The 25050-nt window shown below is 41.8% G+C and carries 19 protein-coding genes, 1 tRNA gene and 1 CRISPR repeat array; of the genes, 16 read left to right on the top strand and 4 right to left on the bottom strand.

The features are described from left to right. Positions 1-2 precede the first annotated feature (2 nt). From luxA to luxE, 3 genes are all read left to right on the top strand, one after another. Entirely contained in the window at positions 3-1085 is a 1083-nt protein-coding gene (gene luxA, locus ACUN2T_RS14095; protein WP_445493642.1) for a luciferase subunit alpha, read from the top strand. 14 nt (positions 1086-1099) lie between these two features. Then, complete coding sequence (gene luxB, locus ACUN2T_RS14090) at positions 1100-2074, top strand: luciferase subunit beta (RefSeq protein ID WP_445493641.1); 975 nt, start codon at positions 1100-1102, stop codon at positions 2072-2074. A gap of 62 nt (positions 2075-2136) precedes the next feature. Continuing rightward, on the top strand, positions 2137-3249 hold the full coding sequence (luxE, locus tag ACUN2T_RS14085; protein WP_445493640.1) for a long-chain-fatty-acid--protein ligase LuxE: 1113 nt from the start codon (positions 2137-2139) through the stop codon (positions 3247-3249). Between the two features lie 869 nt (positions 3250-4118). Here luxE and ACUN2T_RS14080 read toward each other — a convergent pair. Continuing rightward, a tRNA-Ser gene (locus ACUN2T_RS14080) sits at positions 4119-4208 on the bottom strand. 325 nt (positions 4209-4533) lie between these two features. On the opposite strand from ACUN2T_RS14080, the gene ghrA reads away from it, so the two are divergent. Both ghrA and ACUN2T_RS14070 read left to right on the top strand, forming a co-directional pair. Beyond that, positions 4534-5475 (top strand): glyoxylate/hydroxypyruvate reductase GhrA, encoded by a 942-nt coding sequence (ghrA, locus tag ACUN2T_RS14075; RefSeq protein WP_445493639.1) that lies wholly within the window; start codon positions 4534-4536, stop codon positions 5473-5475. Between the two features lie 72 nt (positions 5476-5547). After that, positions 5548-6087 carry a TorD/DmsD family molecular chaperone gene (locus ACUN2T_RS14070; RefSeq protein WP_445493638.1) on the top strand — a complete coding sequence of 180 codons (540 nt, stop codon included), beginning with the start codon at positions 5548-5550 and terminating at the stop codon, positions 6085-6087. Positions 6088-6153: 66 nt separating this feature from the next. Here the strand turns inward: ACUN2T_RS14070 and ACUN2T_RS14065 are convergent, their stop codons facing one another. Both ACUN2T_RS14065 and mdtH read right to left on the bottom strand, forming a co-directional pair. Continuing rightward, on the bottom strand, positions 6154-6717 hold the full coding sequence (locus ACUN2T_RS14065; RefSeq protein ID WP_445493637.1) for a lipoprotein: 564 nt from the start codon (positions 6715-6717) through the stop codon (positions 6154-6156). A 37-nt stretch (positions 6718-6754) separates the two neighbouring features. Then, a complete protein-coding gene (gene mdtH / locus ACUN2T_RS14060; protein ID WP_445493636.1) occupies positions 6755-7960 on the bottom strand; it encodes a multidrug efflux MFS transporter MdtH in 1206 nt (401 codons plus the stop codon). A 187-nt stretch (positions 7961-8147) separates the two neighbouring features. Between mdtH and rimJ the strand changes: the two genes are divergently transcribed. The 4 genes from rimJ to ACUN2T_RS14040 all read left to right on the top strand — a co-directional run bounded on the left by rimJ (position 8148) and on the right by ACUN2T_RS14040 (position 13501). Further along, a complete protein-coding gene (gene rimJ / locus ACUN2T_RS14055; protein WP_445493635.1) occupies positions 8148-8732 on the top strand; it encodes a ribosomal protein S5-alanine N-acetyltransferase in 585 nt (194 codons plus the stop codon). A gap of 232 nt (positions 8733-8964) precedes the next feature. Continuing rightward, positions 8965-10011: a CRISPR direct-repeat array (repeat unit 28 nt; unit sequence GTTCACTGCCGTACAGGCAGCTTAGAAA). Between the two features lie 104 nt (positions 10012-10115). After that, entirely contained in the window at positions 10116-10550 is a 435-nt protein-coding gene (locus tag ACUN2T_RS14050; RefSeq protein WP_445493634.1) for a DUF29 domain-containing protein, read from the top strand. Between the two features lie 83 nt (positions 10551-10633). Beyond that, entirely contained in the window at positions 10634-12169 is a 1536-nt protein-coding gene (gene murJ, locus ACUN2T_RS14045) for a murein biosynthesis integral membrane protein MurJ (RefSeq protein ID WP_445493633.1), read from the top strand. A gap of 585 nt (positions 12170-12754) precedes the next feature. Further along, on the top strand, positions 12755-13501 hold the full coding sequence (locus ACUN2T_RS14040) for a thioesterase II family protein (protein WP_445493632.1): 747 nt from the start codon (positions 12755-12757) through the stop codon (positions 13499-13501). A 112-nt stretch (positions 13502-13613) separates the two neighbouring features. Here the strand turns inward: ACUN2T_RS14040 and argS are convergent, their stop codons facing one another. Further along, the gene (argS, locus tag ACUN2T_RS14035; RefSeq protein ID WP_445493631.1) at positions 13614-15344 is read right to left on the bottom strand and encodes an arginine--tRNA ligase; all 1731 of its coding nucleotides are present in this window, start codon (positions 15342-15344) and stop codon (positions 13614-13616) included. A gap of 1127 nt (positions 15345-16471) precedes the next feature. On the opposite strand from argS, the gene ACUN2T_RS14030 reads away from it, so the two are divergent. From ACUN2T_RS14030 to ACUN2T_RS14000, 7 genes are all read left to right on the top strand, one after another. Continuing rightward, positions 16472-18394 carry a lipase family protein gene (locus tag ACUN2T_RS14030; protein WP_445493630.1) on the top strand — a complete coding sequence of 641 codons (1923 nt, stop codon included), beginning with the start codon at positions 16472-16474 and terminating at the stop codon, positions 18392-18394. Then, positions 18391-19140, top strand: a complete 750-nt coding sequence (locus tag ACUN2T_RS14025; RefSeq protein ID WP_445493629.1) for a hypothetical protein — start codon at positions 18391-18393, stop codon at positions 19138-19140. Before ACUN2T_RS14030 ends, ACUN2T_RS14025 begins: the two co-directional genes overlap by 4 nt. Before the next feature lie 105 nt (positions 19141-19245). Next, entirely contained in the window at positions 19246-19998 is a 753-nt protein-coding gene (locus ACUN2T_RS14020; RefSeq protein ID WP_445493628.1) for a hypothetical protein, read from the top strand. 75 nt (positions 19999-20073) lie between these two features. Continuing rightward, on the top strand, positions 20074-20451 hold the full coding sequence (locus tag ACUN2T_RS14015; protein WP_445493627.1) for a hypothetical protein: 378 nt from the start codon (positions 20074-20076) through the stop codon (positions 20449-20451). Between the two features lie 1088 nt (positions 20452-21539). Continuing rightward, a complete protein-coding gene (locus ACUN2T_RS14010; protein ID WP_445493626.1) occupies positions 21540-23456 on the top strand; it encodes a lipase family protein in 1917 nt (638 codons plus the stop codon). Beyond that, positions 23453-24208: a hypothetical protein gene (locus tag ACUN2T_RS14005; protein ID WP_445493625.1), complete on the top strand. Its 756-nt coding sequence runs from the start codon at positions 23453-23455 to the stop codon at positions 24206-24208. Before ACUN2T_RS14010 ends, ACUN2T_RS14005 begins: the two co-directional genes overlap by 4 nt. 74 nt (positions 24209-24282) lie before the next feature. After that, positions 24283-25038, top strand: coding sequence for a hypothetical protein (locus ACUN2T_RS14000; protein ID WP_445493624.1), 756 nt, complete (start codon positions 24283-24285; stop codon positions 25036-25038). The last annotated feature ends 12 nt before the right edge of the window (positions 25039-25050 follow it).

The following is a 25050-nucleotide window of genomic DNA, read 5'->3' as shown; positions in this document are numbered from 1 at the left end:
TTATGAAATTCGGAAACTTTTTGCTTACATACCAACCACCTCAACTTTCTCAAACCGAGGTAATGAAACGTTTGGTTAAATTAGGTCGCGTCTCTGAGGAGTGTGGTTTCGATACCGTATGGTTACTGGAGCATCATTTCACGGAGTTTGGTTTGCTGGGTAACCCTTATGTTGCTGCTGCACATTTACTGGGTGCAACTAAAAAACTTAATGTCGGGACTGCTGCTATTGTTCTCCCTACTGCTCATCCAGTACGCCAACTTGAAGAGGTGAATTTGCTGGATCACATGTCAAAAGGACGATTTCGGTTTGGTATTTGTCGGGGGCTTTACAACAAAGACTTTCGTGTATTTGGCACCGATATGGATAACAGCCGCGCCTTAATGGAGTGTTGGTACGGGCTAATAAAAAATGGCATGGCAGAAGGATATGTCGAAGCTGCCAATGAGCATATCAGGTTCAATAAGGTAAAAGTCAGCCCGACGGCATATAGTCGAGGTGGCGCACCTGTTTATGTAGTGGCTGAATCAGCCTCGACCACTGAGTGGGCCGCTCAATTTGGCTTGCCGATGATCTTAAGCTGGATTATCAATACCAACGAAAAGAAAGCACAACTTGAGCTTTATAACGAAGTGGCTCAAGAACATGGGCACGATATTTATAATATTGACCATTGCTTATCATATATAACATCTGTAGATCATGACTCCATTAAAGCGAAAGAAATTTGCCGGAATTTTCTGGGGCACTGGTATGACGCCTATGTTAATGCCACGACCATTTTTGATGATTCAGACCAAACAAAAGGGTATGATTTCAATAAAGGGCAGTGGCGTGATTTTGTATTAAAAGGACATAAAAATACCAATCGCCGCATTGATTACAGTTACGAAATTAATCCCGTAGGAACCCCGAAGGAATGCATTGACATAATCCAAAAAGACATTGACGCCACAGGAGTATCAAATATTTGTTGTGGGTTTGAAGCTAATGGAACAGTAGACGAAATTATTGCTTCTATGAGGCTTTTTCAGTCTGATGTCATGCCATTTCTCAAAGAAAAACAACGTTCGCTATTATATTAGCTAAGGAAAATGAAATGAAATTTGGATTGTTCTTCCTTAACTTCATCAATTCAACAATGGTTCAAGAACAAAGCATAGCTCGCATGCAGGAAATAACAGAATATGTTGACAAGTTGAATTTTGAACAGATTTTGGTGTATGAAAATCATTTTTCAGGTAATGGCATTGTCGGTGCTCCTCTGACTGTTTCTGGTTTTTTGCTCGGTCTAACTGAAAAAATTAAAATTGGTTCATTGAACCACATTATTACAACTCATCATCCTGTCCGAATAGCGGAGGAAGCTTGCTTATTGGATCAATTGAGCGAAGGGAGATTTATTCTAGGATTAAGTGATTGCGAAAAAAAAGATGAAATGCATTTTTTTAATCGCCATGATAAATACCAACAGCAACTATTTGAACAGTGTTATGAAATTATTAACGATGCTTTAACAACAGGCTATTGTAATCCCGATAACGATTTTTATAGCTTTCCCAAAATATCCGTAAACCCCCATGCTTATACGCAAGGCGGGCCTCGGAGATATGTAACTGCAACGAGTCATTATGTCGTGGAGTGGGCAGCCAAAAAAGGCATTCCTCTTATCTTTAAGTGGGATGATTCCAATGATGTCAGACATGAGTATGCTGAAAGGTATAAAGTTATTGCTGATAAACAGGGTATTGACTTATCAGCTATAGATCATCAGTTAATGATATTGGTTAACTTTAATGAAGATAGTCAGAAAGCGAAAGCAGAGACACGCGCATTTATAAGCGATTATGTTTCTGAAATGCACCCTGATAAAAATCTCGAAAATAAACTCGACGAGATCATCACAGAAAATGCCGTCGGAGATTATAAGGAATGTATAGCTGCGGCTAAATTGGCAATTGAAAAATGTGGTGCAAAAAGCGTATTACTGTCCTTTGAACCAATGAATGACTTGATGAGCCAGAAAAACGCAATCGATATTGTTAATGATAATATTAAAAAGTATCACGTGTAATAAAAGATTATGGCAGCCGCGCTGCCATAATTCCTAATATTATCTGTAGAGGTAAAATAGGTATGACTTCATATGTTGATAAACAAGAAATCACCGCAAGCTCAGAAATTGATGATTTGATTTTTTCAAGCGAACCATTAGTTTGGTCTTATGATGAACAGGAAAAAATCAGAAAAAAGCTTGTGCTTGATGCATTTCGCAATCACTATAAATATTGTCAAGAATACCGTCGCTATTGTCAGGCACACAAAGTAGATGACAATATTACGGAAATTGATGACATACCTGTATTTCCAACATCAGTTTTTAAGTTTACTCGCTTATTAACTTGTCAGGAAAACGAGATTGAAAGTTGGTTTACCAGCAGCGGTACGAGTGGTTTAAAAAGTCTGGTGGCGCGTGACAGACTAAGTATTGAGAGACTGTTAGGTTCTGTGAATTATGGCATGAAATATATTGGTAGTTGGTTTGATCATCAAATGGAATTGGTCAACTTGGGGCCCGATAGATTTAATGCGCATAACATTTGGTTTAAATATGTTATGAGTCTAGTGGAATTGCTATATCCTACAACATTCACCGTAACAGAAGAACGGGTAGATTTTGTTAAGACATTGAATAGTCTTGAACGAATAAAAAGTCAAGGGAAAGATATTTGTCTTATCGGTTCGCCATACTTTATCTATTTGCTCTGTAATTATATGAAAGATAAAAATATCTCATTTTCTGGCGATGAAAGCCTTTATATCATAACCGGGGGAGGCTGGAAAAGTGACGAAAAAGAATCCCTGAAACGCGACGATTTCAATCAGCTTCTATTCGATACCTTTAATCTCAGTAATATGAGTCAGATCCGCGATATATTTAATCAAGTTGAACTTAACACGTGTTTCTTTGAGGATGAAATGCAACGTAAACATGTTCCGCCGTGGGTATATGCGCGAGCACTTGATCCTGAAACGTTGAAACCTGTGCCTGATGGAATGCCGGGTTTGATGAGTTATATGGATGCGTCATCAACGAGTTACCCGGCATTTCTTGTCACCGATGATATCGGGATAATTAGAAGAGAATATGGTAAATATCCTGGTGTGCTCGTTGAAATTTTACGTCGTGTTAATACGAGGGCACAGAAAGGGTGTGCTTTAAGCTTAACTCAAACATTTGACAATTGACATTCTCATTTTGATAATTAAGTCAAACAACGTCGCTAATGATTTTCGATGCCCATATGCTAACATGATGAGAAATGTATTAAGAGGATAATTTGGTTTTTAACCTCAGTACTGATTTGATGTTGCTATTCGCCTGATAAAGCTGGCCGAAATGGCGGGCGGGTACCATGAAAGAGATTGGTTTCAGGGATGAGGCTAGTCGAATAACAGCGAGTCGTTGGCGGAGTTTGTTTGCATGTTGAGGGTTATTATAGTGGTGAAGATTTAATTTCTAATTTACTTGGTTTTTTAAATACTATATCACCCATAAGTGATATAAAAACAAGTCATGACATAATACATATTAGCGAACAGACTGGGATTAACTTAGATGTGGAATATGCTGGGATTTCGATTGAGTAGTTTTATGCGTATAATTGTTGTTATAGCCATTCTCATTGGATGTGTTCTGATTTTTACTATGTCGCTTGCAAATGTTAATTTGTCATATACAAAGAAAAATTTTATTTATTATAATATGTTTACCTTTGATGAAATTAAAAACATTCCCTTAATTTCAAAGGATTATATCATATACTATGATTCACCTGATGGAACGCCAACAATGACTAACAAAATTGTTTTTTAAAATGTAAATTTGAATAATAAATCAGAATTAATAAAATATGTTGAAAGTATGGGTTTCGAAAAATATTTTGACGAATATTGGCGTAAGGATAATGTAATCATAAATATAAAACAGAATGATACAAAGCGTACTAAAACGGCGTTGCCATTTTGTCGAACCCTGTTCGAGGGTTCTCGACTCTGCATCGGAGTTATATGCAACAAAAAAGCCCAAGTGATAAACCTGAGCTTTCTTTCGAATCTGGCGGTGAGGGAGGGATTCGAACCCTCGATACGTTTTCACGTATACACACTTTCCAGGCGTGCTCCTTAAGCCTCTCGGACACCTCACCGTGTTTTTTTCGCTCCAGCGACTTTGCTTGATATCGTCACTGCAACGGGGCGCTACTATAGGGAAAAGCATTACAAGCGTCAACACTCTTCTAATACTTTTCTTTGGTTTTTTGATTGGTTAGCTAAATAATCGTCAGTTCGATGAGTTGATGCCCATCTGACGTTGTTGAAGTGAACAGATGCAAGTTTTTTGATAAGAAAAAAATGAATTCGTTAACTACTTAACATTCTCAACATTTTCATAAAGATGATTATCAAAGGGGCTTGCAACCTGCTATTAATCAGATAACCCTGTACAAAAAAATAAAAGAGGATAAATAAGTCATGGATATTATCTTTTACCACCCTTTTTTTGATGCTGCCCAGTGGATTCAAGGCATGCAACAGCGACTGCCAAATATTCATATCCGTCAATGGAAACGAGGCGATAATGCCCATGCAGATTATGCAATGGTTTGGGTACCCCCCTATGAGATGTTGGCAAATCGCTCCGGATTAAAGGGGATTTTTACCCTGGGAGCTGGCGTAGAGGCCATTTTGAAGCAGGAACAACAAAGACCAGGGATGTTGCCCGCCGGTGTACCATTAATGCGGCTCCAGGACGCAGGGATGGGATTACAAATGCGGGAGTATGCGGTAGCCACGGTTTTACATTATTTACGCCGACTGGATGAATATAAGTTGCAACAAGGGCAGAGAATGTGGAAACAACTCGAATCACATGATCGCCGCGATTTTGTGATTGGTGTGTTGGGCGCTGGGGTTTTGGGACGCAGTGTTGCCGAGACTCTGGTTGAGTTTGGTTTTACTGTACGCTGCTGGAGCCGTACGCCGAAGCAGATTAATAAGGTAGACAGTTTTTACGGTCAAGATCAGTTGGGTGATTTTCTCTCTGGCAGTAAAGTGCTTATTAATCTATTGCCTGATACACCGCATACCCGTGGTATTCTGAATTTATCGCTGTTTAGTCAGTTAAAACCGAAGTCCTATCTGATTAATCTCGCACGAGGCACCCATTTGATAGAACATGATCTATTGGTAGCGATCAATAAAGGCTATGTCGCGGCGGCTTCATTGGATGTATTTACTGAGGAACCATTGCCGGAAATGCACCCATTCTGGACGCATCCCCGTATAACCGTGACTCCACATATTGCTGCTATTACTATTCCTAATATCGCTATGGATAAGGTCAGTGAAAATATTCAGCGGATTGAAAAGGGTGAATTACCAACGGGTGTTGTGGATATCAAACTGGGATATTAACCGTGTCTCTTTACAGTAAGGTCGGTTATTGGGGACAATAGCGGCAAAATAGCGATTTATTTGGAAAATAAGATGAATGAATTTTCAATAGTCTGCCGCATTTTAGGGGCTTTGTTTAACCGCCAGCCACAAGATCCGGTTCTGCAACCCCTTCTGTCAATGATTGCGGAAGGTAAACTGAAACAATCCTGGCCATTAGAGCAGGATGCGTTGTTGGATCGCCTGCAACAGAGTTGTGAACAGCCAGCAATGGCAACGGATTATACCGCGCTGTTTGGTGGTGGTGATGCCAGTGTGCCGGGTTGTCGTTCTGATTATACCGGGGAGAGTGAAAACGATATTCGTCGGTTTCTGACCGAACGCGGTATGCCATTATCAGATGGGCCGGTTGATCAGTTTGGTTCTCTGTTATTAGCGGCTTCATGGCTGGAAGATCAGGCCGCAGAAGATGAAGTTCAGGGGCAAATTGTGTTGTTTGATGAGTATCTTTTGCCGTGGTGTGGGCAATTGCTGGGAAAGGTAGAAGCCCACGCAACAACTGGCTTTTACCGGACATTGGCGATGATCACCCGTGAAGCGTTGCAGGCGTTACGGGAAGAGTTGGATTCCTAGTTTGAAACGGATGAAAAGGCAAATAATTCAGGATTATTTGCCTTTTCTGCGATATCTCGATAAAAATTATTTATCGGTAAGCACGATAACAAATTTGCCAGGTTTGACTTCTAACCCTTTTGCCAATTTTTTGGCGGCGGCTTCCGCTTTACTGTGATCCGGTTTTAAAACATAGACCGGATGAATATCAAAGAAAGCACTGAGTGATTTATTCAGATAAGGAAGCAGCGCGTTAATCGGCTTTTCCATTTTTTCCGGTGTGATTTGATAATCAACGATTTCTAATTCTTTTAGAAAAATAGCGCCTTTTTCTGGATCAAACACAGGTTGCGCTTTTAGTGTCAGCTTCATATCCGCTTTAGCCGGGCCAAGCAGGGAGGCAATATTAACCTTTGCCTGGCCGGTTAATGCGATTTTATCGGGTTCTGTCCGGCCAATCTGGCTGGATAATTCTGTCAGTTCTATATCCGCGTTGGCGATACCATGTAATTCAATCTGTTTCTGGTAATGGACATGTTTCGCCAGATAGCCATTAATCAGCTCTTCGCTGATACTGAACTCTTTGAATTGATCGCAACCGCTGACCAACCCAGCCAGCAGCAAGACTGCCCCCAAGAAAAATTTTTTCATATTGACTCCTTTATTTTGAAGGGCAGATTTTACATCATTAACTGCCACTAAGCATGGCGGATTCAATTTTACGCTGGTTAAATTGGCGGTGCAGTGCATACAACGTGATAAAGCCAATAATCCCTAACAGGATCCAGGGCAGTTGCGGCATGTTTAGCGTATGGCCGGTATCATATAACCAACCGCCGCCGGTATAACCTAAAGCGCCACCCAGTGCTAGGCCGAGGCGGCTAAAGCCCATATAACTGCCACGGGCGCGGGGATCGGCCAGTGAAGCGCTTAATGTCTCACGGGCCGGTTCTGCGGTGATGGTACCAAGGTAGAACAGGCAGATAATGCCAAACAGCGTATTGATTTCACCAATCAAGCCGATTGGGAACATGCTCAGGCTCATCAGGAAAAGCCCAGCCATCAGGCGCTGTTCCAGCCGGAAACGTTTTTCGCTCCAGCGGGCAATGGGATAAAGCAAAGTCAACGAAAGTGCCGCTTCAATGGCGTACATCCACTTCACCGCTGCGGGCGTCCCGGCGATTTCATTGACGATAATTGGAAACATCAGCATGACCTGTACAGACAGCATAAAGTAGCCGGTCAGTGTCAACACATAAGTGAAGAAGCGACGGTCTTTAATGACGCGTCCCATACCTTCCCAGATTGGCGTACGGGTAGTTGAAATCCGGTATGCAGGGAGTTGCCAGGCATTCCAGATGGCGGCCAGGACGAAAATAACAGCACCTGTCCAACAAACAAGATGGAAATCATATTGCAGCAGCCAGCTACCAATCAGCGCACCGACAACGGCCCCGGCGCTATCTTGCATTAACAACAGGGAATAAAAACGGCCACGCTCATGAGGGCGAGTGAGTTTGATAACCAGAGCGGTCCGTGGTGGATCAAATAAAGTGCCGCCTAATGCGGATAATATGCAGGCAAGCCATAAGATCCACGGCTCAGTGGCTAATGCGATTAAAGCAAAGCCAAGGGCACGCAACAGCATCCCGGTGACAATCATCGGTTTTGCGCCAAAGCGGTCGGCAATTGCGCCACCGAAAATGCCCAAGCCTTGTTGTACAAACTGCCGCAAACCAAGGGCAAAACCGACAACCAGCGCTGCCCAACCCAGTTGTTCAACAAAGTGTATTGATATTAAGGGAAAAACGACGAAGAAGCCCAGAACAACCAGCAAGTTATCGAATAACAAGAAGTACTTGCCCAGGCTACGTGCTTGCGAAACCAGTGACATTGCTCACCATTGGAATATGAGGGAGAGAAAATAATATAATTCTTTTATATTCTGTACTTAATTTAATCGTTAGGGTAGTGATTTATAGATAATATTTTTTTATCGTAAGCGGGTGGTTGGCAGGTGTATTTTACAGATAATAACTTAAATTTTTAATGGATAAATTAGGCATAGCGAGGGAGAAATTATGTTTGGTTATCGTTCCACTTTACCGAAGGTTCGTTTGATAACAGAACGAATGGTGGTGCGTTTGGTGTACGAGCGGGATGCTTATCGTTTAGCTGAATATTATTCAGAAAATCACGAATTTCTTAAACCTTGGGAGCCGACCCGGGATAACAGCCATTGTCAGCCTTCTGGCTGGACAAACCGATTGAATTTAATCACGGAAATGCAAAGACAGAGCGCAGCTTTTCATTTCTTGCTGCTTGATCCGAGTGAGAATGAAGTAATTGGTGTGGCGAATTTCAGTAATATTTTGCGGGGTGCTTTTCATGCCTGTTATTTGGGATATTCTCTTGGTGAAAAATGGCAGGGAAAAGGGCTGATGTATGAGGCGTTGCAACCTGCGATTCGCTATATGCAGCGTCAGCAGGGGATGCATCGGATTATGGCTAATTATATGCCTGATAATCATCGTAGTGGTAACTTGTTGGAACGATTGGGCTTTGAGCGTGAAGGATATGCAAAGAAATATCTGATGATAAATGGGATTTGGCAGGATCATGTATTAACCGCACTGACAGATGAAAAATGGAATGGAAAAAGTTGATTATCAGAGATTGTACTGCCAGATAAACCAGGAACTAACAGATGCAGAGATAAGGAGGGAAATGTAACTTGAAAGATGGTGTTTCTTCATACCTTATTTTTGACCCTTTTTTCTTAGTTAATTTTAATGCATTGTTTTTTAAAGAGATGTTATTTACCTCGTAAAAAAGGGTTTTTTTACTTTTTATCACTCTACTCTTTAAAAGTCAGCAGGTTAAGGTTAGTATCTAACAGTTCACTGCCGTACAGGCAGCTTAGAAAATCACCCCGTGGCTCATCCCCAGTAATAACAGGTTCACTGCCGTACAGGCAGCTTAGAAAATAAACAATTAAACGATTAAAAAGCGGGTTTCGTTCACTGCCGTACAGGCAGCTTAGAAAAATTGATGAACGCCAAAAAAGCAAAGCATTTAGTTCACTGCCGTACAGGCAGCTTAGAAAGCTTGATTCCAGTAGCTCTATGAGTGGAAGCGTTCACTGCCGTACAGGCAGCTTAGAAAGCACATAACGAAGAGGTCGTAAAACGCTACAAGTTCACTGCCGTACAGGCAGCTTAGAAATGTTACTTTGTCTGACCAAACGACGTCAGAATGTTCACTGCCGTACAGGCAGCTTAGAAATTTAGCTATAAATCACGTAAAATTGTCTTATCGTTCACTGCCGTACAGGCAGCTTAGAAAAATCCGAAAGATAAGCTGGGCGTGTTTGAAGTGTTCACTGCCGTACAGGCAGCTTAGAAAATAGCACCTTTTGATTTCACAGATTCTGACTGGTTCACTGCCGTACAGGCAGCTTAGAAATTCGATTTTTACCGGCCACGGCCCGTACTCCTGTTCACTGCCGTACAGGCAGCTTAGAAATGAACCAGTTAAAAAACCTGAACCCATTGTAGGTTCACTGCCGTACAGGCAGCTTAGAAATTGCCATCTCAAAGATTACCAAGAACGACCATGTTCACTGCCGTACAGGCAGCTTAGAAATGAACAGGGCTTTAATATTAAATTAATACGTCGTTCACTGCCGTACAGGCAGCTTAGAAAGCATGAAAAGCTGATGTACACTGCAATCACAAGTTCACTGCCGTACAGGCAGCTTAGAAAAATTACATTATCAATAAAAGATTGCGGCTGGTGTTCACTGCCGTACAGGCAGCTTAGAAAATGGATACGTTCTATTAGTAACACTCAACTGTGTTCACTGCCGTACAGGCAGCTTAGAAAGTCTACGGGCTTCGGTCAATGAAATAGCCTGAGTTCACTGCCGTACAGGCAGCTTAGAAACAGAAAGATCGATTTATAATACTCTTTTGACGCAAGTGATATTCTCTGACAGACTGCAATGCATAGGAGCTATCTGTATAGCGGACTTCTCAACGGAGGCAACCATGAGTCATACCCGTTACGAAACTGATGTGGTCGCTTGGGCGAATGAGCAAGCTGCATTATTGCGTGCAGGTAAATTCTCTGAGATCGATATAGCTAATATTGCCGAGGAGATTGAGGACGTGGGCAAGAGTGAAAAACGTGAACTGGCAAGTCGTATGGCGGTTTTGCTGGCCCATCTTCTGAAATGGCAATTCCAGCCTGGTCGTCGTGGTTCAAGCTGGCAACGAACTATCAGGGAACAGAGAAAAGCACTGGAATTACATATAAAAGAGGCACCTAGCCTGAAAAGTACGATTGCTGATGAAAACTGGTTTGCTAAAGTTTGGGCTGATGCCGTTTCTTCCGCTGCCGACGAAACAGGGCTGGATATGTTCCCGGATGAATGTCTCTGGAATATAAATCAAATCTTTTCCCAAGCGTTCTATCCTGATTAAATATAAGCTTTAATGAGTTGACTTATTTGACGCACTGACTTCGGTTGGTGCGTTTTTTTGAGCATGATTTTGAGATAAATACGATGAATTTATTGAAATCGCTGGCTGCGGTCAGTTCTATGACCCTGTTTTCCCGGGTTTTGGGCTTTATCCGTGATGCCATTATTGCCCGTATATTTGGGGCAGGTGTAACAACGGATGCCTTTTTTGTTGCCTTTAAATTACCTAATCTGTTGCGCCGTATTTTTGCAGAAGGCGCATTTTCTCAGGCATTTGTGCCAATTTTGGCTGAATATAAAAATCAGCAGGGAGATGAAGCGACCCGGACGTTTATTGCCTATGTTTCCGGTATGCTGACGTTAATTCTGGCGGTTGTTACGGTGCTGGGTATTTTAGCTGCACCGTGGGTGATTTATATTACTGCGCCGGGTTTTACCGATACGGCGGATAAATTTGCACTGACGACAAATCTGTTAAGAATTACGTTTCCCTATATTTTTCTGATATCACTGGCCTCGTTGGCAGGGGCGATATTAAATACTTGGAATCGGTTTTCTGTACCGGCTTTCACCCCGACGTTGCTTAATATCAGCATGATTGTATTTGCGCTGTTTGTCGCTCCGTATTGCAATCCACCAGTGATGGCATTGGGTTGGGCGGTTGTTGTCGGCGGTATTCTGCAACTTGTTTATCAGCTTCCTCACCTGAAAAAAATTGGCATGCTGGTATTACCGCGTATCGCTTTCCGTGACAGTGGTGTATGGCGGGTTATCCGGCAGATGGGGCCGGCAATCCTTGGGGTTTCAGTCAGCCAGATTTCATTAATTATTAATACGATTTTCGCCTCATTTCTGATATCCGGTTCAGTGTCTTGGATGTATTACGCTGACCGTTTGATGGAATTACCTTCCGGTGTATTGGGCGTTGCTCTTGGAACCATTCTTTTGCCTTCGCTGGCGAAAAGTTTTTCCAGTGGTAATCATGAGGAATACACTAAACTGATGGATTGGGGGCTTCGGCTCTGTTTTCTATTAGCGCTGCCTTGTGCTGTTGCGTTAGGTATTCTGGCAGAACCTTTGACGGTTTCTCTTTTCCAGTATGGTAATTTCACTGCATTTGATGCGGCAATGACTCAGAAGGCATTAATTGCTTACTGTTTCGGGCTGATGGGAATAATTATTGTTAAAGTACTGGCACCGGGTTTTTATTCCCGTGGAGATATCAAAACACCGGTGAAAATTGCGATCGCGACTTTAATTTTGACTCAGTTAATGAATCTGGCTTTTGTTGGTCAACTGAAACATGCCGGGTTGGCGCTTTCTATCGGTCTGGCTGCTTGTTTCAATGCAAGTATGCTTTACTGGCAATTACGGAAGAAAAATATTTTTAAGCCGCTGGTGGGGTGGGGTGTTTTCTTATTTAAACTGATTGTGGCAGTGGCAATAATGGTTGTCGTGTTAGCGGTTACTTTATGGTTGATGCCCGCATGGGAACAGGGAAATATGGCTATGCGTCTGTTGCGATTAATGATGGTGGTTATCGCCGGGGCAGGCAGTTATTTTGCTGCATTGATGCTGATGGGTTTCCGGTTGAAAGAGTTTATCCACCGCAGTTTATAATAAATTCAGGTATCCCGGCGGGTTATTCTCGGATCAAGCCGCGTTTGAGCTTTCGGAGACGGCTGGGATATCAATTTTCATAGCATTGATGTAAACAACTAATTGATTTGTGAGTGATTGCCCATAATAAGGTTTTTATTTGATTTTATTATGGTATTTCTTTGAATTGCATTATCGATTGTTTAATATAATTAATTCATTTTCTTCTAAATTTACTCACTATATATTTTCATTGTTGAAATATTTATCATTAAGTGATGTTTTAGATGTTATAGTCACTTGATTTAATAATGTTTGAATGAAAAGTTAATTGTGTGTGCCAGGTCGTGTTTTTTCATAAAAAGATAAGGGATCCTGTTTTAAATCACAATTATCATATGGGCTGCATTTGTTATGCTAAATAGTTGATCTGAATGTGATTTGGAACAGCTATTGGATTAAGTATTAGCAGGAAAATAATACTGGGATGAATATTTAGTCATCTCAAAAATAAATAATTGGCATCGTCCAGTGTTCAGCGGGTTATTCAGACGTCATAGATTAACCTGTTGGCGGTGATAGATTTAATTGAGTGGGGAAGAATTTATGTGGTTTGAAAAGTTAAGTCATATTCAATCAGGTAACGCTGATCATATCTTATTTTGTTTTCCTTATGCGGGGGGGTCGGCAGAGGTTTTTCGTGGCCTGAGTACTTGTCTGGCGAAAAATATTGCGGTATATGCATTACAATTGCCGGGTGGGGGCAGTCGTTTTGGTGAAACGTTAAGCCGGGATATGGAAAATATTTTGCAGGCAGTACATGGGGAAATGAGACATCTGATTAACGGTAGCCGGTTCTCTTTATTTGGGCACAGTAACGGCGGTTTGTTTGCTTATGAATTAGCTAACCGATTAAATAATGAGAATCAATCTCCGGAAAATGTATTTATTTCCGCAGAATCCCCTCCACATATTACCCATTTTAAAGAAGATCCATTTGATTTATCTGATACGCAATTGAGTGAATTATTGGCAAGATACGGTAAAACGCATGATGAGGTCATCAATAATGAAGATTTCAAAGCGATATTCTTTCCTATTATCCGTAATGATTTATCGCTTAATTACCATATGAAGCATTACTTGCGACAAAAGCAAAGTGTATTTGAACTCGTTTTGATTCATGGGCGAGAGGATCAAACGATGTCAAAAGAGGATATGCTGGCGTGGGAAAACTACACTTGTGGTGGTATTGATATTCACCTCGTCGATTCTGATCACTTCTTTATTCAGCATATACCAAAAGTGGTTGCGAATATCATTCATACCAGAATTGCATTGAGCACCAAATAAGAACGGACGATGACTAGATGGCTATATAGTCATCGTACAAACTTAACAGGCGTGATAAGGCAATGTATGCCTGTATCACGCCAACTTTTCAGAGAAAACTGCGATTGTATGGTTACATCCGCTCTACCGTCTCAATGCCCAAGGTATTCAGGCCTTGCTTTAGCGTCTTAGCGGTCAGCAAAGCCAGTTTTAGGCGGCTCTGGCGCAATTCTTCGCTTTCAGCATTCAGGATCTGACAGTGTTCATAGAAACCAGAGAACAGACCGGCTAAATCGTACAGGTAAGCACACATAACGTGTGGCGTACCTTCACGGGCGACGGTGGTGATAGTCTCTTCAAATTGTAGCAAACGGGTTGCCAGAGCTTGTTCACGATCCTCATTCAGGATAACCGGTAAAGTCAGGCTGCTTTCATCAAGATCGGCACGTTTGAAGATCGAGGCCACGCGGGTATAGGCATATTGCATATAAGGCGCGGTGTTACCTTCAAAGGCGAGCATATTATCCCAATCGAAGATGTAATCTGTCGTACGGTTCTTGGAGAGATCGGCATATTTCACTGCGCCGATACCCACAGCTTCAACCACTTTTTTCAGTTCATCTTCTGGCATATCCGGGTTTTTCTCACGGATAAGTTTATCGGCACGTTCAATGGCTTCATCCAGCAGATCGGTCAACCTGACAGTGCCACCGGCTCGGGTTTTGAACGGTTTGCCATCTTTACCCAGCATCATACCGAACATATGGTGTTCCAGTGGCATGCTTTCTGGTATATAGGCTGCTTTACGTACGATGGCCCAAGCTTGCATCAAATGCTGATGTTGACGGGTATCGATATAATAAAGAACACGATCAGCGTGCAGGGTTTCATAACGATATTTTGCACAGGCGATATCCGTTGTGGTGTAAAGATAGCCGCCATCCTTTTTCTGGATAATCACGCCCATCGGTTCACCTTCTTTGTTTTTAAACTCATCAAGGTAAACCACGGTTGCGCCATCACTTTCTACCGCCAGACCTTTCTGTTTCAGATCAGCAACAATACCGGGCAGCAGATTGTTGTACAGACTTTCCCCCATCACGGCATCTTGAGTCAAAGTGACATTCAGACGGTCATAGGTTTGCTGGTTCTGGGCCATAGTGATATCCACCAGCTTGCGCCACATAGTACGGCAATACTCATCACCGCCTTGCAGCTTCACCACATAGCCACGGGCGTGGATCGCAAACTCTTCATCTTCATCGTAGTTCTTTTTTGCTTCACGATAGAAAGCTTCCAGATCGGCCAGTGCCATATCGTCGGCATTTTCATTCTGCACTTTCTCCAGATAGGCAATCAGCATACCGAACTGGGTTCCCCAATCACCAACGTGGTTAGCGCGGATAACCTTATGGCCGAGGAATTCAAGCGTACGGACCGCAGCATCACCAATGATCGTGGAGCGCAGATGACCAACATGCATCTGTTTAGCGACATTGGGTGCTGAATAATCGACAACAATAGTTTGCGGTTCGACTGGCGTAACGCCCAATTTCTCATTTTTCAGTGCCGTTTCGATACTCGCGGCAATCCAGGTTTTATCAAGAAAAATATTGATAAAACCGGGGCCGGCGATTTCAACTTTACTGGCGATACCTTGCAGATCCAGCAGGCTAACAACGTTTTCTGCCAGTTGTCGGGGCGGCATACCCACTTTTTTAGCGGCGGCCATCACACCATTGGCCTGATAGTCACCAAATTGCGCTTTTGCGGATTGACGGACGTGAGCTTCGCTATCGGCTGGAGCACCTGCTGCAATCAGCGCCTGGCTGACTTTTTCTGAAAGAATCGCCTGAATATTCACCTGGTTACCTTAAATTACGAAATGAGAGGAAAGTTCAGTATAATACCGTAAAAACACACGAATTCGGATAAAAAGACGAGAGTTAGGATAAAATTCGGATAAAAAGACGAAAAATGTATAGCAAATACAATGATCAAGTAAAGCCCTGCTGTTGTTACTGTTTAGCGATAGGATGAGAAGACAAAAAACGTGTTTTCTTAAAAAATCGGTAATAATTTGAGTAAAAGAGCAGAAAAAATAAGAATCAGTTTGCAAGATAAAGGTCAAAGCATTGCTTGCCTGTGATGTGTTCCCCGTGTTCACGGGGATGAACCTTATAATACGGATTCGGCTGTCAAATAGGGAATATGTTCCTCGCATTAGCGGGGATAAACCGGTGATATTTGCTGTGATGATAAAAAATACGGCATGGATTATTCAACTGCATGGCTATGATTAGAATTAGTCGAATTGTTAGTAAACAATGGCAAAATGGATTTTAAATTGTCATGTTTTGAAAAGAAATGTCAGTGTGAATGAAATAATAATATGACGATGAACTACATTATAATCGTAGAGTATGAATATGTCGTGATTAATCTATTTTTTTTGCCTGGCAGGAATGTCATTCCTGATTAATGGAGTGACTGGGTATATAAATCGTAACGGACAGTGAGGTGAATATATTATCGATTAATAATCAATATGTTGCGTTTAATGTTATCATGATGATAATTTGGTGACAGATGAGTGAATTAGCGGATTTTTTGTTTATAAGATTGTTTTTTTGAACAGTTGACCGATTTAAAGATATCTGTTCTTCGCTTAATGCAAACCGGAATCCTTTTTGTATTTACAGAAAATTGTTATCAATTTTTTTTGTAAATTTTCAAAGAAGTTCTTGCACTCTGATGATGATTTGATAATTATTATCTAAGCTTTATCATATGGCCGATATGAAAGAATATCCTCAGATACCCTTTGTCGTTATCAACAGGGATTAACTGATTGGTGTTTGTTTCTTTTGTTTTCCGCCTATCCAGCTTCTTGTGTGGGGTATATTTCACGATTAGCAATGAGATATACACTTTGTTTACTTGATATGAGCATTCGTCAGTTTTTCATATTAAACGAAGGGAATAAAACCAATGGGTATATCAGATCCGCGTCTGTGTATAGATTGCAAGCGGTTTTTGAAAAACTGGGTAGAATTTCAGTTGGTGGATGAACAGGGGAAGCCGGTGGTTAACCTGCCTTATCGCCTGATCAGTTACGGAACGCCAGGTTATGTGCGCCAGGGGGTAACCGATGGCTTCGGTGTGCTTAGGGAAGAGATGCTGTTACCCCATAAAGTCACGCTGTATATTGATGCTCAAGCGCTGGCTGACGAGATGGAACAGCGCCCGTTGCGGGAAATACGCGGTGAAGCGGCGTCGGTGGTGAAGCCAAAAGCCGAAGCTGAAGGCCATCAATATCACTATGTGACCATTGGGCAGATCAGTGACGGTTTGCCGGTGATTGAAGGATGGGACTCCAAAGATATTCCACCGCCCTATCATTTCCCGAACCCGGAGCCAAATGGCTACACGGTTCATCCATTAAACCAACGGTATGTATTGGAAATCTGTCCGTTTCGGGCCTGGGTTTTGTTGCTGCACCATCAGAAAGAGTATTCCATTGTTAATGCCTATAATCAATGTTTGATGAGCGTGTTGGCCTACGCGGATGGGGATGTTGATGTAGCCGGCTCTGTTAAGCATTTTTTTAACCGGCAGATGGTGGATGTCTCGACGTTGCCTTATCAGGTGGAAAAAGCATCGGCAACACCTGTGGTTTATAATGTGCCGTTTAGTGAACGTTATACTCAGGTGGAATTTATTGATTCACGGGCAGGGGATCATAAACAGGGTGATACCAAACTGTTTTATGCTGCCAGTAAGAAAGATGTGATTGTTAGTTGGCGGGGCACGGCTACTCTGGAAAATTACCTGACTGATGCCACCTTCCAGCCATTGGCTTTAAGCTGCGATGATGACAAAGCATTATGCAGTGGGTTTATTCATAGTGGTAAAGTGCACAAAGGATTCTGGGAAGCGTTTAGTTTGGTTGGAGAGTTAATAGTCCCTAGTGATGACACTAAAGCTAAGACAATATTCCAAGATATCGTCAGTTTGGTTACAAACAAGCGATTATTTATTTGTGGCCATAGTTTGGGAGGAGCGTTGGCATTATTGCACAGCGCACAACTGAAAGAACATAATCCTTGCCTCTACAGTTATGGGATGCCAAGAACATTGACCCGCAGTGCGGTAGAGGAATTGTCTGCCATTATCCACTATCGTCATGTTAATGAAGATGATGTAATTCCTGCTGTGCCCTTTGAGCAGGATATGGATAATGGTTTTTTCAATTACTGGACGTTGGCGGGGTATGACTGGGAAATCGTGAAATTATTGTCACCGTCACCGATTGTTAAAGCCATTAAACAAGCGACAGCCAGTCAAGAAATCTATTTGCATCATGGTAAGGTTGTTCATTTTTTCCAGGCCAACAGTTGCCCTGAATGGCTGATTTCCGCCAGGAATGTCCCCCTTATAACGGGTGTGACTGAAGAAGTATTGAATAACACCACCAAGCTCTATTTAATTCCTGAATTAAACCCGGAAACAGAAAAGGATTTTTCTCTGGCCGGTGAGCAGCAAAATGCGTTGTTTAATCAGCTCAGCCAACAAGAAAAAGATAAACTGTTTGTTGAAAACAGAGGCGCTGATTTAAAAGGGGGATTTGGCTTTTCTAATCATAGTTCGTATAAATATGCGGGTTATATTGATAAGCGCCTCAGAGAGTTATGCGAACCGGATAAGATTACGGTCTATCAGGACAGTCAGCGTCAATTTAAGGCGAAAATGGATCATGATAAGATGCTTATCCCTGACAACATTTACTATCGTAATCTCTATTTTCTGGATATGGACAAACAGTTAATAAAATCACTGACCGTCAGCCAGCAGGAAGAGCAAGGCACACTGGCCTTACAACATTATTGCGATAAGAAGGAACTATCAGTATGAAAATAGTAAAAATCACGCTGTTATTGTTATTTTTATATTTTATTTACTGGGCGTCAGGCGATACCTTTTTTAACTGGCTTTTTCCCTTTTCATCCGCCGGAAAGGGGCCGTTAATTACCGTGGAGGGCGTCGCGCCGAAATATACCAAACCCTATGTATATGCGCAGTATATCTCAAAAGATTGTCTTAGATATCAGTTTGATGCTGGTATGTCACCTTATAAGGTGCCAACTTATAACGGATTGCGCTTGGATGTGAAGGCAGACCCACAAACCGGTTATTTTCAGGCGAAATTACCTTTTAGTGGCGGGGGCTGGTGTAAATGGAAAATCAATCAAGCTTCTGTGGCAGTGGGGTATGCCGATGTCCACCATCTGGTGAAAGATGCGGTACCCTATGGAGGAACGGGTTTCACTGCATTTATCAACGATGCTGTCCAGACGAATATTAGTGAAACCGCGGCATTAAATACGATTGATTTTAGCCCCATCATTTACCCTGTTTTAGAGATGGTTGAAAGATTGCCTAAAAGAGTATCCTTACAGGGTGAAGTATCAAATACGCATTCCTTTCGGCTGAAATTAACTCCAGGAGCCGAGTGGAAAATTACCTTTAAGCCCAAACTGGATGAAACCAAAATGGCGAAGGTGACTGTGACTAACGGAAGTGAGTGGGTTGAATATCCTGGCGGAAAGATTGATAACGATACTCGAATAGTCGATTTTCGGTATATGTATATGAAGTAACGCTATCAGGAGAGTCTGGAAAATAAAGCCATGTTTCTAAAGTCATATCACCAGTTTGCTTAAATGCCAACATGAGAACACTGTATTCTAAAGGAGTCCGTTAGTATGAAAATATTGAAAATAACGTTGCTCTTATTATTTCTCTATTTTATTTACTGGGCGTTAGGCGATACCTTTTTTAACTGGCTTTTTCCCTTTTCATCTGCCGGAAAGGGGCCATCAATTACCGTGGAGGGCATCGCGCCGAAATACACAAAACCGTATGTATCAGCAGAGTATATCTCAAAAGATTGCTTTGAATATCAGTTGCATGCAGATATGTCTCCTTATAAGGTACCGACCTATAACGGATTGCGCCTGGATGTAAAGACCGATCCAAAAACCGGTCATTTTCAGGCGAAATTACCTTTCAGTGGTGGAGGGTGGTGTAAATGGAAAATTAATCGGGCTTTTGTGACGGTAGGTTATACTGATATTAGCCATCTGGTGAAAAATGCAGTTCAGGAGGAAGGCGCGGAGGGAACAGGTTTAATCGCATTTATCAATGATGCAGTCCAGACGAATATTAGTGAAATAGCGGCATTGAATACTATTGATTTCAACCCGGTTATTTACCCTGTTCTGAAAGTAGTTGAAGGGCGTCCGAAAAGAATATTCTTACAGGGTAAGGTCGGTATGTATCCCTTTCGATTCAAGTTAACGCCAGGCGCTGCATGGAAAATTATCTATAAGCCTAAACTGGATGAAACTAAAATGCCGAAGATTACCGTGACTAACGGGAAGGGAGAATGGGTTGAATATCCCGATGGACACATTGAAACTGATACTCAAATGGTAGATACCCGTTACATAAAGTAGTGTCACTGGAATAGCAACCTGTTTATGTTTATTCACATAAAATAGAATGAATGAGGCATAACCGATGTCACCCGCTTGGTAAAAGATGCTGTTCAGGATGAAGGCGCTGAAGGGACCGGTTTAACGGCATTTATTAACGATGCGGCCCGGACATATCTTGACGAAACTGCAACATTGAATGTTATAGATTACCACCCGGTTATTTACCCTGTTTTGGAAATGGTTAACAAATTTCCCAAAAGACTCTACTTGCTAGGTGAGAAACCAATGCGTCCATTCAGGTTGATGTTAACTCCAGGAGCGGAATGGAAAATTATCTATAAGCCTAAGCTGGATGAAACCAAAATGCCGAAAGTGATTATCCCGCCGGGTAAAGCACCTGCGAGGGTTGAATACCCGGATGGAAGCATTGATTGGAATAATGATCGAATAGAATACTGGAAAATAAAGTAACGTCACTAAGGCCATATTATTCATTTACCTAAACACCAACACCAGAAATAAGGAGTCCCTATGAACGATGGATTACATTTTCTCTGTCAGATTACCGACTTGCCGGAGAAAACATGACGGCCAATTCACCGTTGGTTTACAATCCTCAGGCACAAGTAGCCACTGAAATGAATGTGGTATCACGGAGCACCTGAAATTCATAAAAGCATCGGAATCATGCTGGTAATATTGAGTTAAATCAGCCTATTATGTAAAGGCTTTAATCTCTCTGTCCGCACTTTTAAATGGTCATGGCAGGTTAGCATTTTTTCCGTTTCCTGCATTTGATTTTTCAGGTTTAAAACCAGAGAGGGTAAAAGAGATACCAATGGTATTAAAATTAAAACCCGTTTTTTCTGATGTTTTCTCTTCCAATATCAGTATAATATCGAATCTTTTTCCCGCTTTAAAAAATCCTTAATCACTGCATTTTATCTTTTATGATTAACGTTTTCACTCTTGGTAGAAAACCGGTTAACAACGGAATATGTTCCTCGTATTAGCGGGGATAAACCGATGATACTTGATATGATTAGAGTTAGTCGAATCGTTAATAAATAATGGTAAAATGGATTTTAAATTGTCATGTTTTGAAAAGAAATGTCAGTGTGAATGCAATAATAATATGATAATAATTTGGTGACAGATGGGTGAATTCGCGGATTTTTTGTTTATAAGATTGTTTTTTTGGACAGTTGGCCGATTTAAAGATATCTGTTCTTCGCTTAATGCAAACCGGAATCCTTTTTGTATTTACAGAAAATTGTTATCAATTTTTTTTTGTAAATTTTCAAAGAAGTTCTTGCACTCTGATGATGATTTGATAATTATTATCTAAGCTTTATCATATGGCCGATATGAAAGAATATCCTCAGATACCCTTTGTCGTTATCAACAGGGATTAACTGATTGGTGTTTGTTTCTTTTGTTTTCCGCCTATCCAGCTTCTTGTGTGGGGTATATTTCACGATTAGCAATGAGATATACACTTTGTTTACTTGATATGAGCATTCGTCAGTTATTCATATTAAACGAAGGAAATAAAACCAATGGGTATATCAGATCCGCGTCTGTGTATAGATTGTAAGCGGTTTTTGAAAAACTGGGTAGAATTTCAGTTGGTGGATGAACAGGGGAAGCCGGTGGTTAACCTGCCTTATCGCCTGATCAGTTACGGAACGCCAGGTTATGTGCGCCAGGGGGTAACCGATGGCTTCGGTGTGCTTAGGGAAGAGATGCTGTTACCCCATAAAGTCACGCTGTATATTGATGCTCAAGCGCTGGCTGACGAGATGGAACAGCGCCCGTTGCGGGAAATACGCGGTGAAGAGGCGTCGGTGGTGAAGCCAAAAGCCGAAGCCGAAGGCCATCAATATCACTATGTGACCATTGGGCAAATCAGTGACGGTTTGCCGGTGCTTGAAGGGTGGGACCCCAAAGATATCCCACCCCCCTATCATTTTCCTGATCCGGAACCAAAAGGCTATCAGGTCCATCCATTAAATCAGCGGTATGTATTGGAAGTGTGTCCGTTTCGGGCCTGGGTTTTGTTGCTGCACCATCAGAAAGAGTATTCTATTGTTAATGCCTATAATCAATGTTTGATGAGCGTGTTGGCCTACGCGGATGGGGATGTTAATGCAGTTGGTTCTGTTAAGCATTTTTTTAACCGGCAGATGGTGGATGTCTCGACGTTGCCTTATCAGGTGGAAAAAGCGTCGGCAACACCTGTGGTTTATAATGTGCCGTTTAGTGAACGTTATACTCAGGTGGAATTTATTGATTCACGGGCAGGGGATCATAAACAGGGTGATACCAAACTGTTTTATGCTGCCAGTAAGAAAGATGTGGTTATTAGTTGGCGGGGAACGGCTACTCTGAAGAATTACCTGACTGATGCCACCTTCCAGCCGCTGGCCTTAAGCTGCGATGATGACAAAGCATTATGCAGTGAGTTTATTCATCATGGCAAAGTGCATGAAGGGTTCTGGGAAGCATTTAATCTGGGTGGGAAGTTAAGCGTTCCCAGTGATAAAAGTAAACTAGTATTCAACGATATTATTACGCTGGCTCAGGGACGAAGATTGTTTGTCTGTGGTCATAGTCTGGGTGGTGCACTGGCATTACTGCACAGCGCACAACTGAAAGAACATAATCCTTGCCTCTACAGTTATGGGATGCCAAGAACATTGACCCGCAGTGCGGTAGAGGAATTGTCTGCCATTATCCACTATCGTCATGTTAATGAAGATGATGTAATTCCTGCTGTGCCCTTTGAGCAGGATATGGATAATGGTTTTTTCGATTACTGGACGTTGGCGGGGTATGACTGGGAAATCGTGAAATTATTATCACCGTCACCGATTGTTAAAGCCATTAAACAAGCGACAGCCAGTCAAGAAATCTATTTGCATCATGGTAAGGTTGTTCATTTTTTTCAGGCCAACAGTTGCCCTGAATGGCTGATTTCCGCCAGGAATGTCCCCCTTATAACGGGTGTGACTGAAGAAGTATTGAATAACACCACCAAGCTCTATTTAATTCCTGAATTAAACCCGGAAACAGAAAAGGATTTTTCTCTGGCCGGTGAGCAGCAAAATGCGTTGTTTAATCAGCTCAGCCAACAAGAAAAAGATAAACTGTTTGTTGAAAACAGAGGCGCTGATTTAAAAGGGGGATTTGGCTTTTCTAATCATAGTTCGTATAAATATGCGGGTTATATTGATAAGCGCCTCAGAGAGTTATGCGAACCGGATAAGATTACGGTCTATCAGGACAGTCAGCGTCAATTTAAGGCGACAATGGATAATGATAAGATGCTTATCCTTGACAACATTTACTATCGTAATCTCTATTTTCTGGATATGGACAAACAGTTAATAAAATCACTGACCGTCAGCCAACAGGAAGAACAAGGCACACTGGCCTTACAACATTACTGCGATAAGAAGGAACTGTCAGTATGAAAATATTAAAAATAACGTTGCTCTTATTATTTCTCTATTTTATTTATTGGGCGTTGGGCGATACCTTTTTTAACTGGCTTTTTCCTTTTTCATCTGTCGGAAAGGGGCCATTAATTACCGTGGAAGGCGTAGCGCCGAAATATACCAAACCGTATGTGTCCGCGCAGTATATATCAAAAGATTGTCTTAGATATCAGTTTCATTCTGATATGTCACCTTATAAGGTACCGACTTACCATGTTTTAAGTCTGGATGTAAAAGCTGATCCACAAACCGGTTATTTTCAGGTAAAGTTACCCTTTAATGGTGGGGGCTGGTGCAAATGGAAAATCAATCAAGCCTTTGTGACAGTCGGTTATACCGATGTCACCCGCTTGGTAAAAGATGCTGTTCAGGATGAAGGTGCTGAAGGGACCGGTTTAACGGCATTTATTAACGATGCGGCCCAGACATATCTTGACGAAACTGCAACAATAAATACTATAGATTACCACCCGGTTATTTACCCTGTGTTGGAAATGGTTAACAAATTTCCAAAAAGACTCTACTTGCTAGGTGAGAAACCAATGCGTCCATTTAGATTGATGTTAACTCCAGGAGCGGAATGGAAAATTATCTATAAGCCTAAGCTGGATGAAACCAAAATGCCGAAAGTGATTATCCCGCCGGGTAAAGCACCTGCGAGGGTTGAATATCCGGATGGAAGCATTGATTGGAATAATGATCGAATAGAATACTGGAAAATAAAGTAACGTCACTAAGGCCGTATCACCAGTTTACCTAAATACCAACATGAGAATACGTTTACCAAAAGGAATCGTTAGTGATGAAAATATTAAAAACAACGCTGTCCTTATTATTTCTCTGTTTTATTTACTGGGCGTTTAGCGATACCTTTTTTAACTGGCTTTTTCCCTTTTCATCTGCCGGAAAGGGGCCATCAATTACCGTGGAGGGCGTCGCGCCGAAATACACCAAACCGTATATATCTGCTTTGTATATATCAAAAGACTGCCTTGAATATCAGTTGGATGCAGGTATGTCACCTTTTCCAGTGCCAACTTATAACGGATTGCACCTGGATGTAAAGGCAGACCCACAAACCGGTTATTTTCAGGCAAAGTTACCCTTTAATGGCGGGGGCTGGTGTAAATGGAAAATCAATCAAGCCTCTGTGACAGTCGGTTATACCGATGTCACCCGCTTGGTAAAAGATGCTGTTCAGGATGAAGGTGCTGAAGGGACCGGTTTAACGGCATTTATTAACGATGCGGCCCAGACATATCTTGACGAAACTGCAACAATAAATACTATAGATTACCACCCGGTTATTTACCCTGTGTTGGAAATGGTTAACAAATTTCCAAAAAGACTCTACTTGCTAGGTGAGAAACCAATGCGTCCATTTAGATTGATGTTAACTCCAGGAGCGGAATGGAAAATTATCTATAAGCCTAAGCTGGATGAAACCAAAATGCCGAAAGTGATTATCCCGCCGGGTAAAGCACCTGCGAGGGTTGAATATCCGGATGGAAGCATTGATTGGAATAATGATCGAATAGATTACTGGAAAATAAAGTAACGTCACTAAGGC

It is taken from the genome of Photorhabdus machadonis (genome assembly GCF_052657765.1).
This window is presented reverse-complemented; position numbering and strand designations above follow the sequence as displayed.

Bases quoted from the DNA above. Each gene is read 5' to 3' on its own strand.
- luxA (WP_445493642.1), top strand. From the start codon at position 3: ATGAAATTCGGAAACTTTTTGCTTACATACCAACCACCTCAACTTTCT.
- luxB (WP_445493641.1), top strand. From the start codon at position 1,100: ATGAAATTTGGATTGTTCTTCCTTAACTTCATCAATTCAACAATGGTT.
- luxE (WP_445493640.1), top strand. From the start codon at position 2,137: ATGACTTCATATGTTGATAAACAAGAAATCACCGCAAGCTCAGAAATT.
- ghrA (WP_445493639.1), top strand. From the start codon at position 4,534: ATGGATATTATCTTTTACCACCCTTTTTTTGATGCTGCCCAGTGGATT.
- ACUN2T_RS14070 (WP_445493638.1), top strand. From the start codon at position 5,548: ATGAATGAATTTTCAATAGTCTGCCGCATTTTAGGGGCTTTGTTTAAC.
- ACUN2T_RS14065 (WP_445493637.1), bottom strand. From the start codon at position 6,717: ATGAAAAAATTTTTCTTGGGGGCAGTCTTGCTGCTGGCTGGGTTGGTC.
- mdtH (WP_445493636.1), bottom strand. From the start codon at position 7,960: ATGTCACTGGTTTCGCAAGCACGTAGCCTGGGCAAGTACTTCTTGTTA.
- rimJ (WP_445493635.1), top strand. From the start codon at position 8,148: ATGTTTGGTTATCGTTCCACTTTACCGAAGGTTCGTTTGATAACAGAA.
- ACUN2T_RS14050 (WP_445493634.1), top strand. From the start codon at position 10,116: ATGAGTCATACCCGTTACGAAACTGATGTGGTCGCTTGGGCGAATGAG.
- murJ (WP_445493633.1), top strand. From the start codon at position 10,634: ATGAATTTATTGAAATCGCTGGCTGCGGTCAGTTCTATGACCCTGTTT.
- ACUN2T_RS14040 (WP_445493632.1), top strand. From the start codon at position 12,755: ATGTGGTTTGAAAAGTTAAGTCATATTCAATCAGGTAACGCTGATCAT.
- ACUN2T_RS14030 (WP_445493630.1), top strand. From the start codon at position 16,472: ATGGGTATATCAGATCCGCGTCTGTGTATAGATTGCAAGCGGTTTTTG.
- ACUN2T_RS14025 (WP_445493629.1), top strand. From the start codon at position 18,391: ATGAAAATAGTAAAAATCACGCTGTTATTGTTATTTTTATATTTTATT.
- ACUN2T_RS14020 (WP_445493628.1), top strand. From the start codon at position 19,246: ATGAAAATATTGAAAATAACGTTGCTCTTATTATTTCTCTATTTTATT.
- ACUN2T_RS14010 (WP_445493626.1), top strand. From the start codon at position 21,540: ATGGGTATATCAGATCCGCGTCTGTGTATAGATTGTAAGCGGTTTTTG.
- ACUN2T_RS14005 (WP_445493625.1), top strand. From the start codon at position 23,453: ATGAAAATATTAAAAATAACGTTGCTCTTATTATTTCTCTATTTTATT.
- ACUN2T_RS14000 (WP_445493624.1), top strand. From the start codon at position 24,283: ATGAAAATATTAAAAACAACGCTGTCCTTATTATTTCTCTGTTTTATT.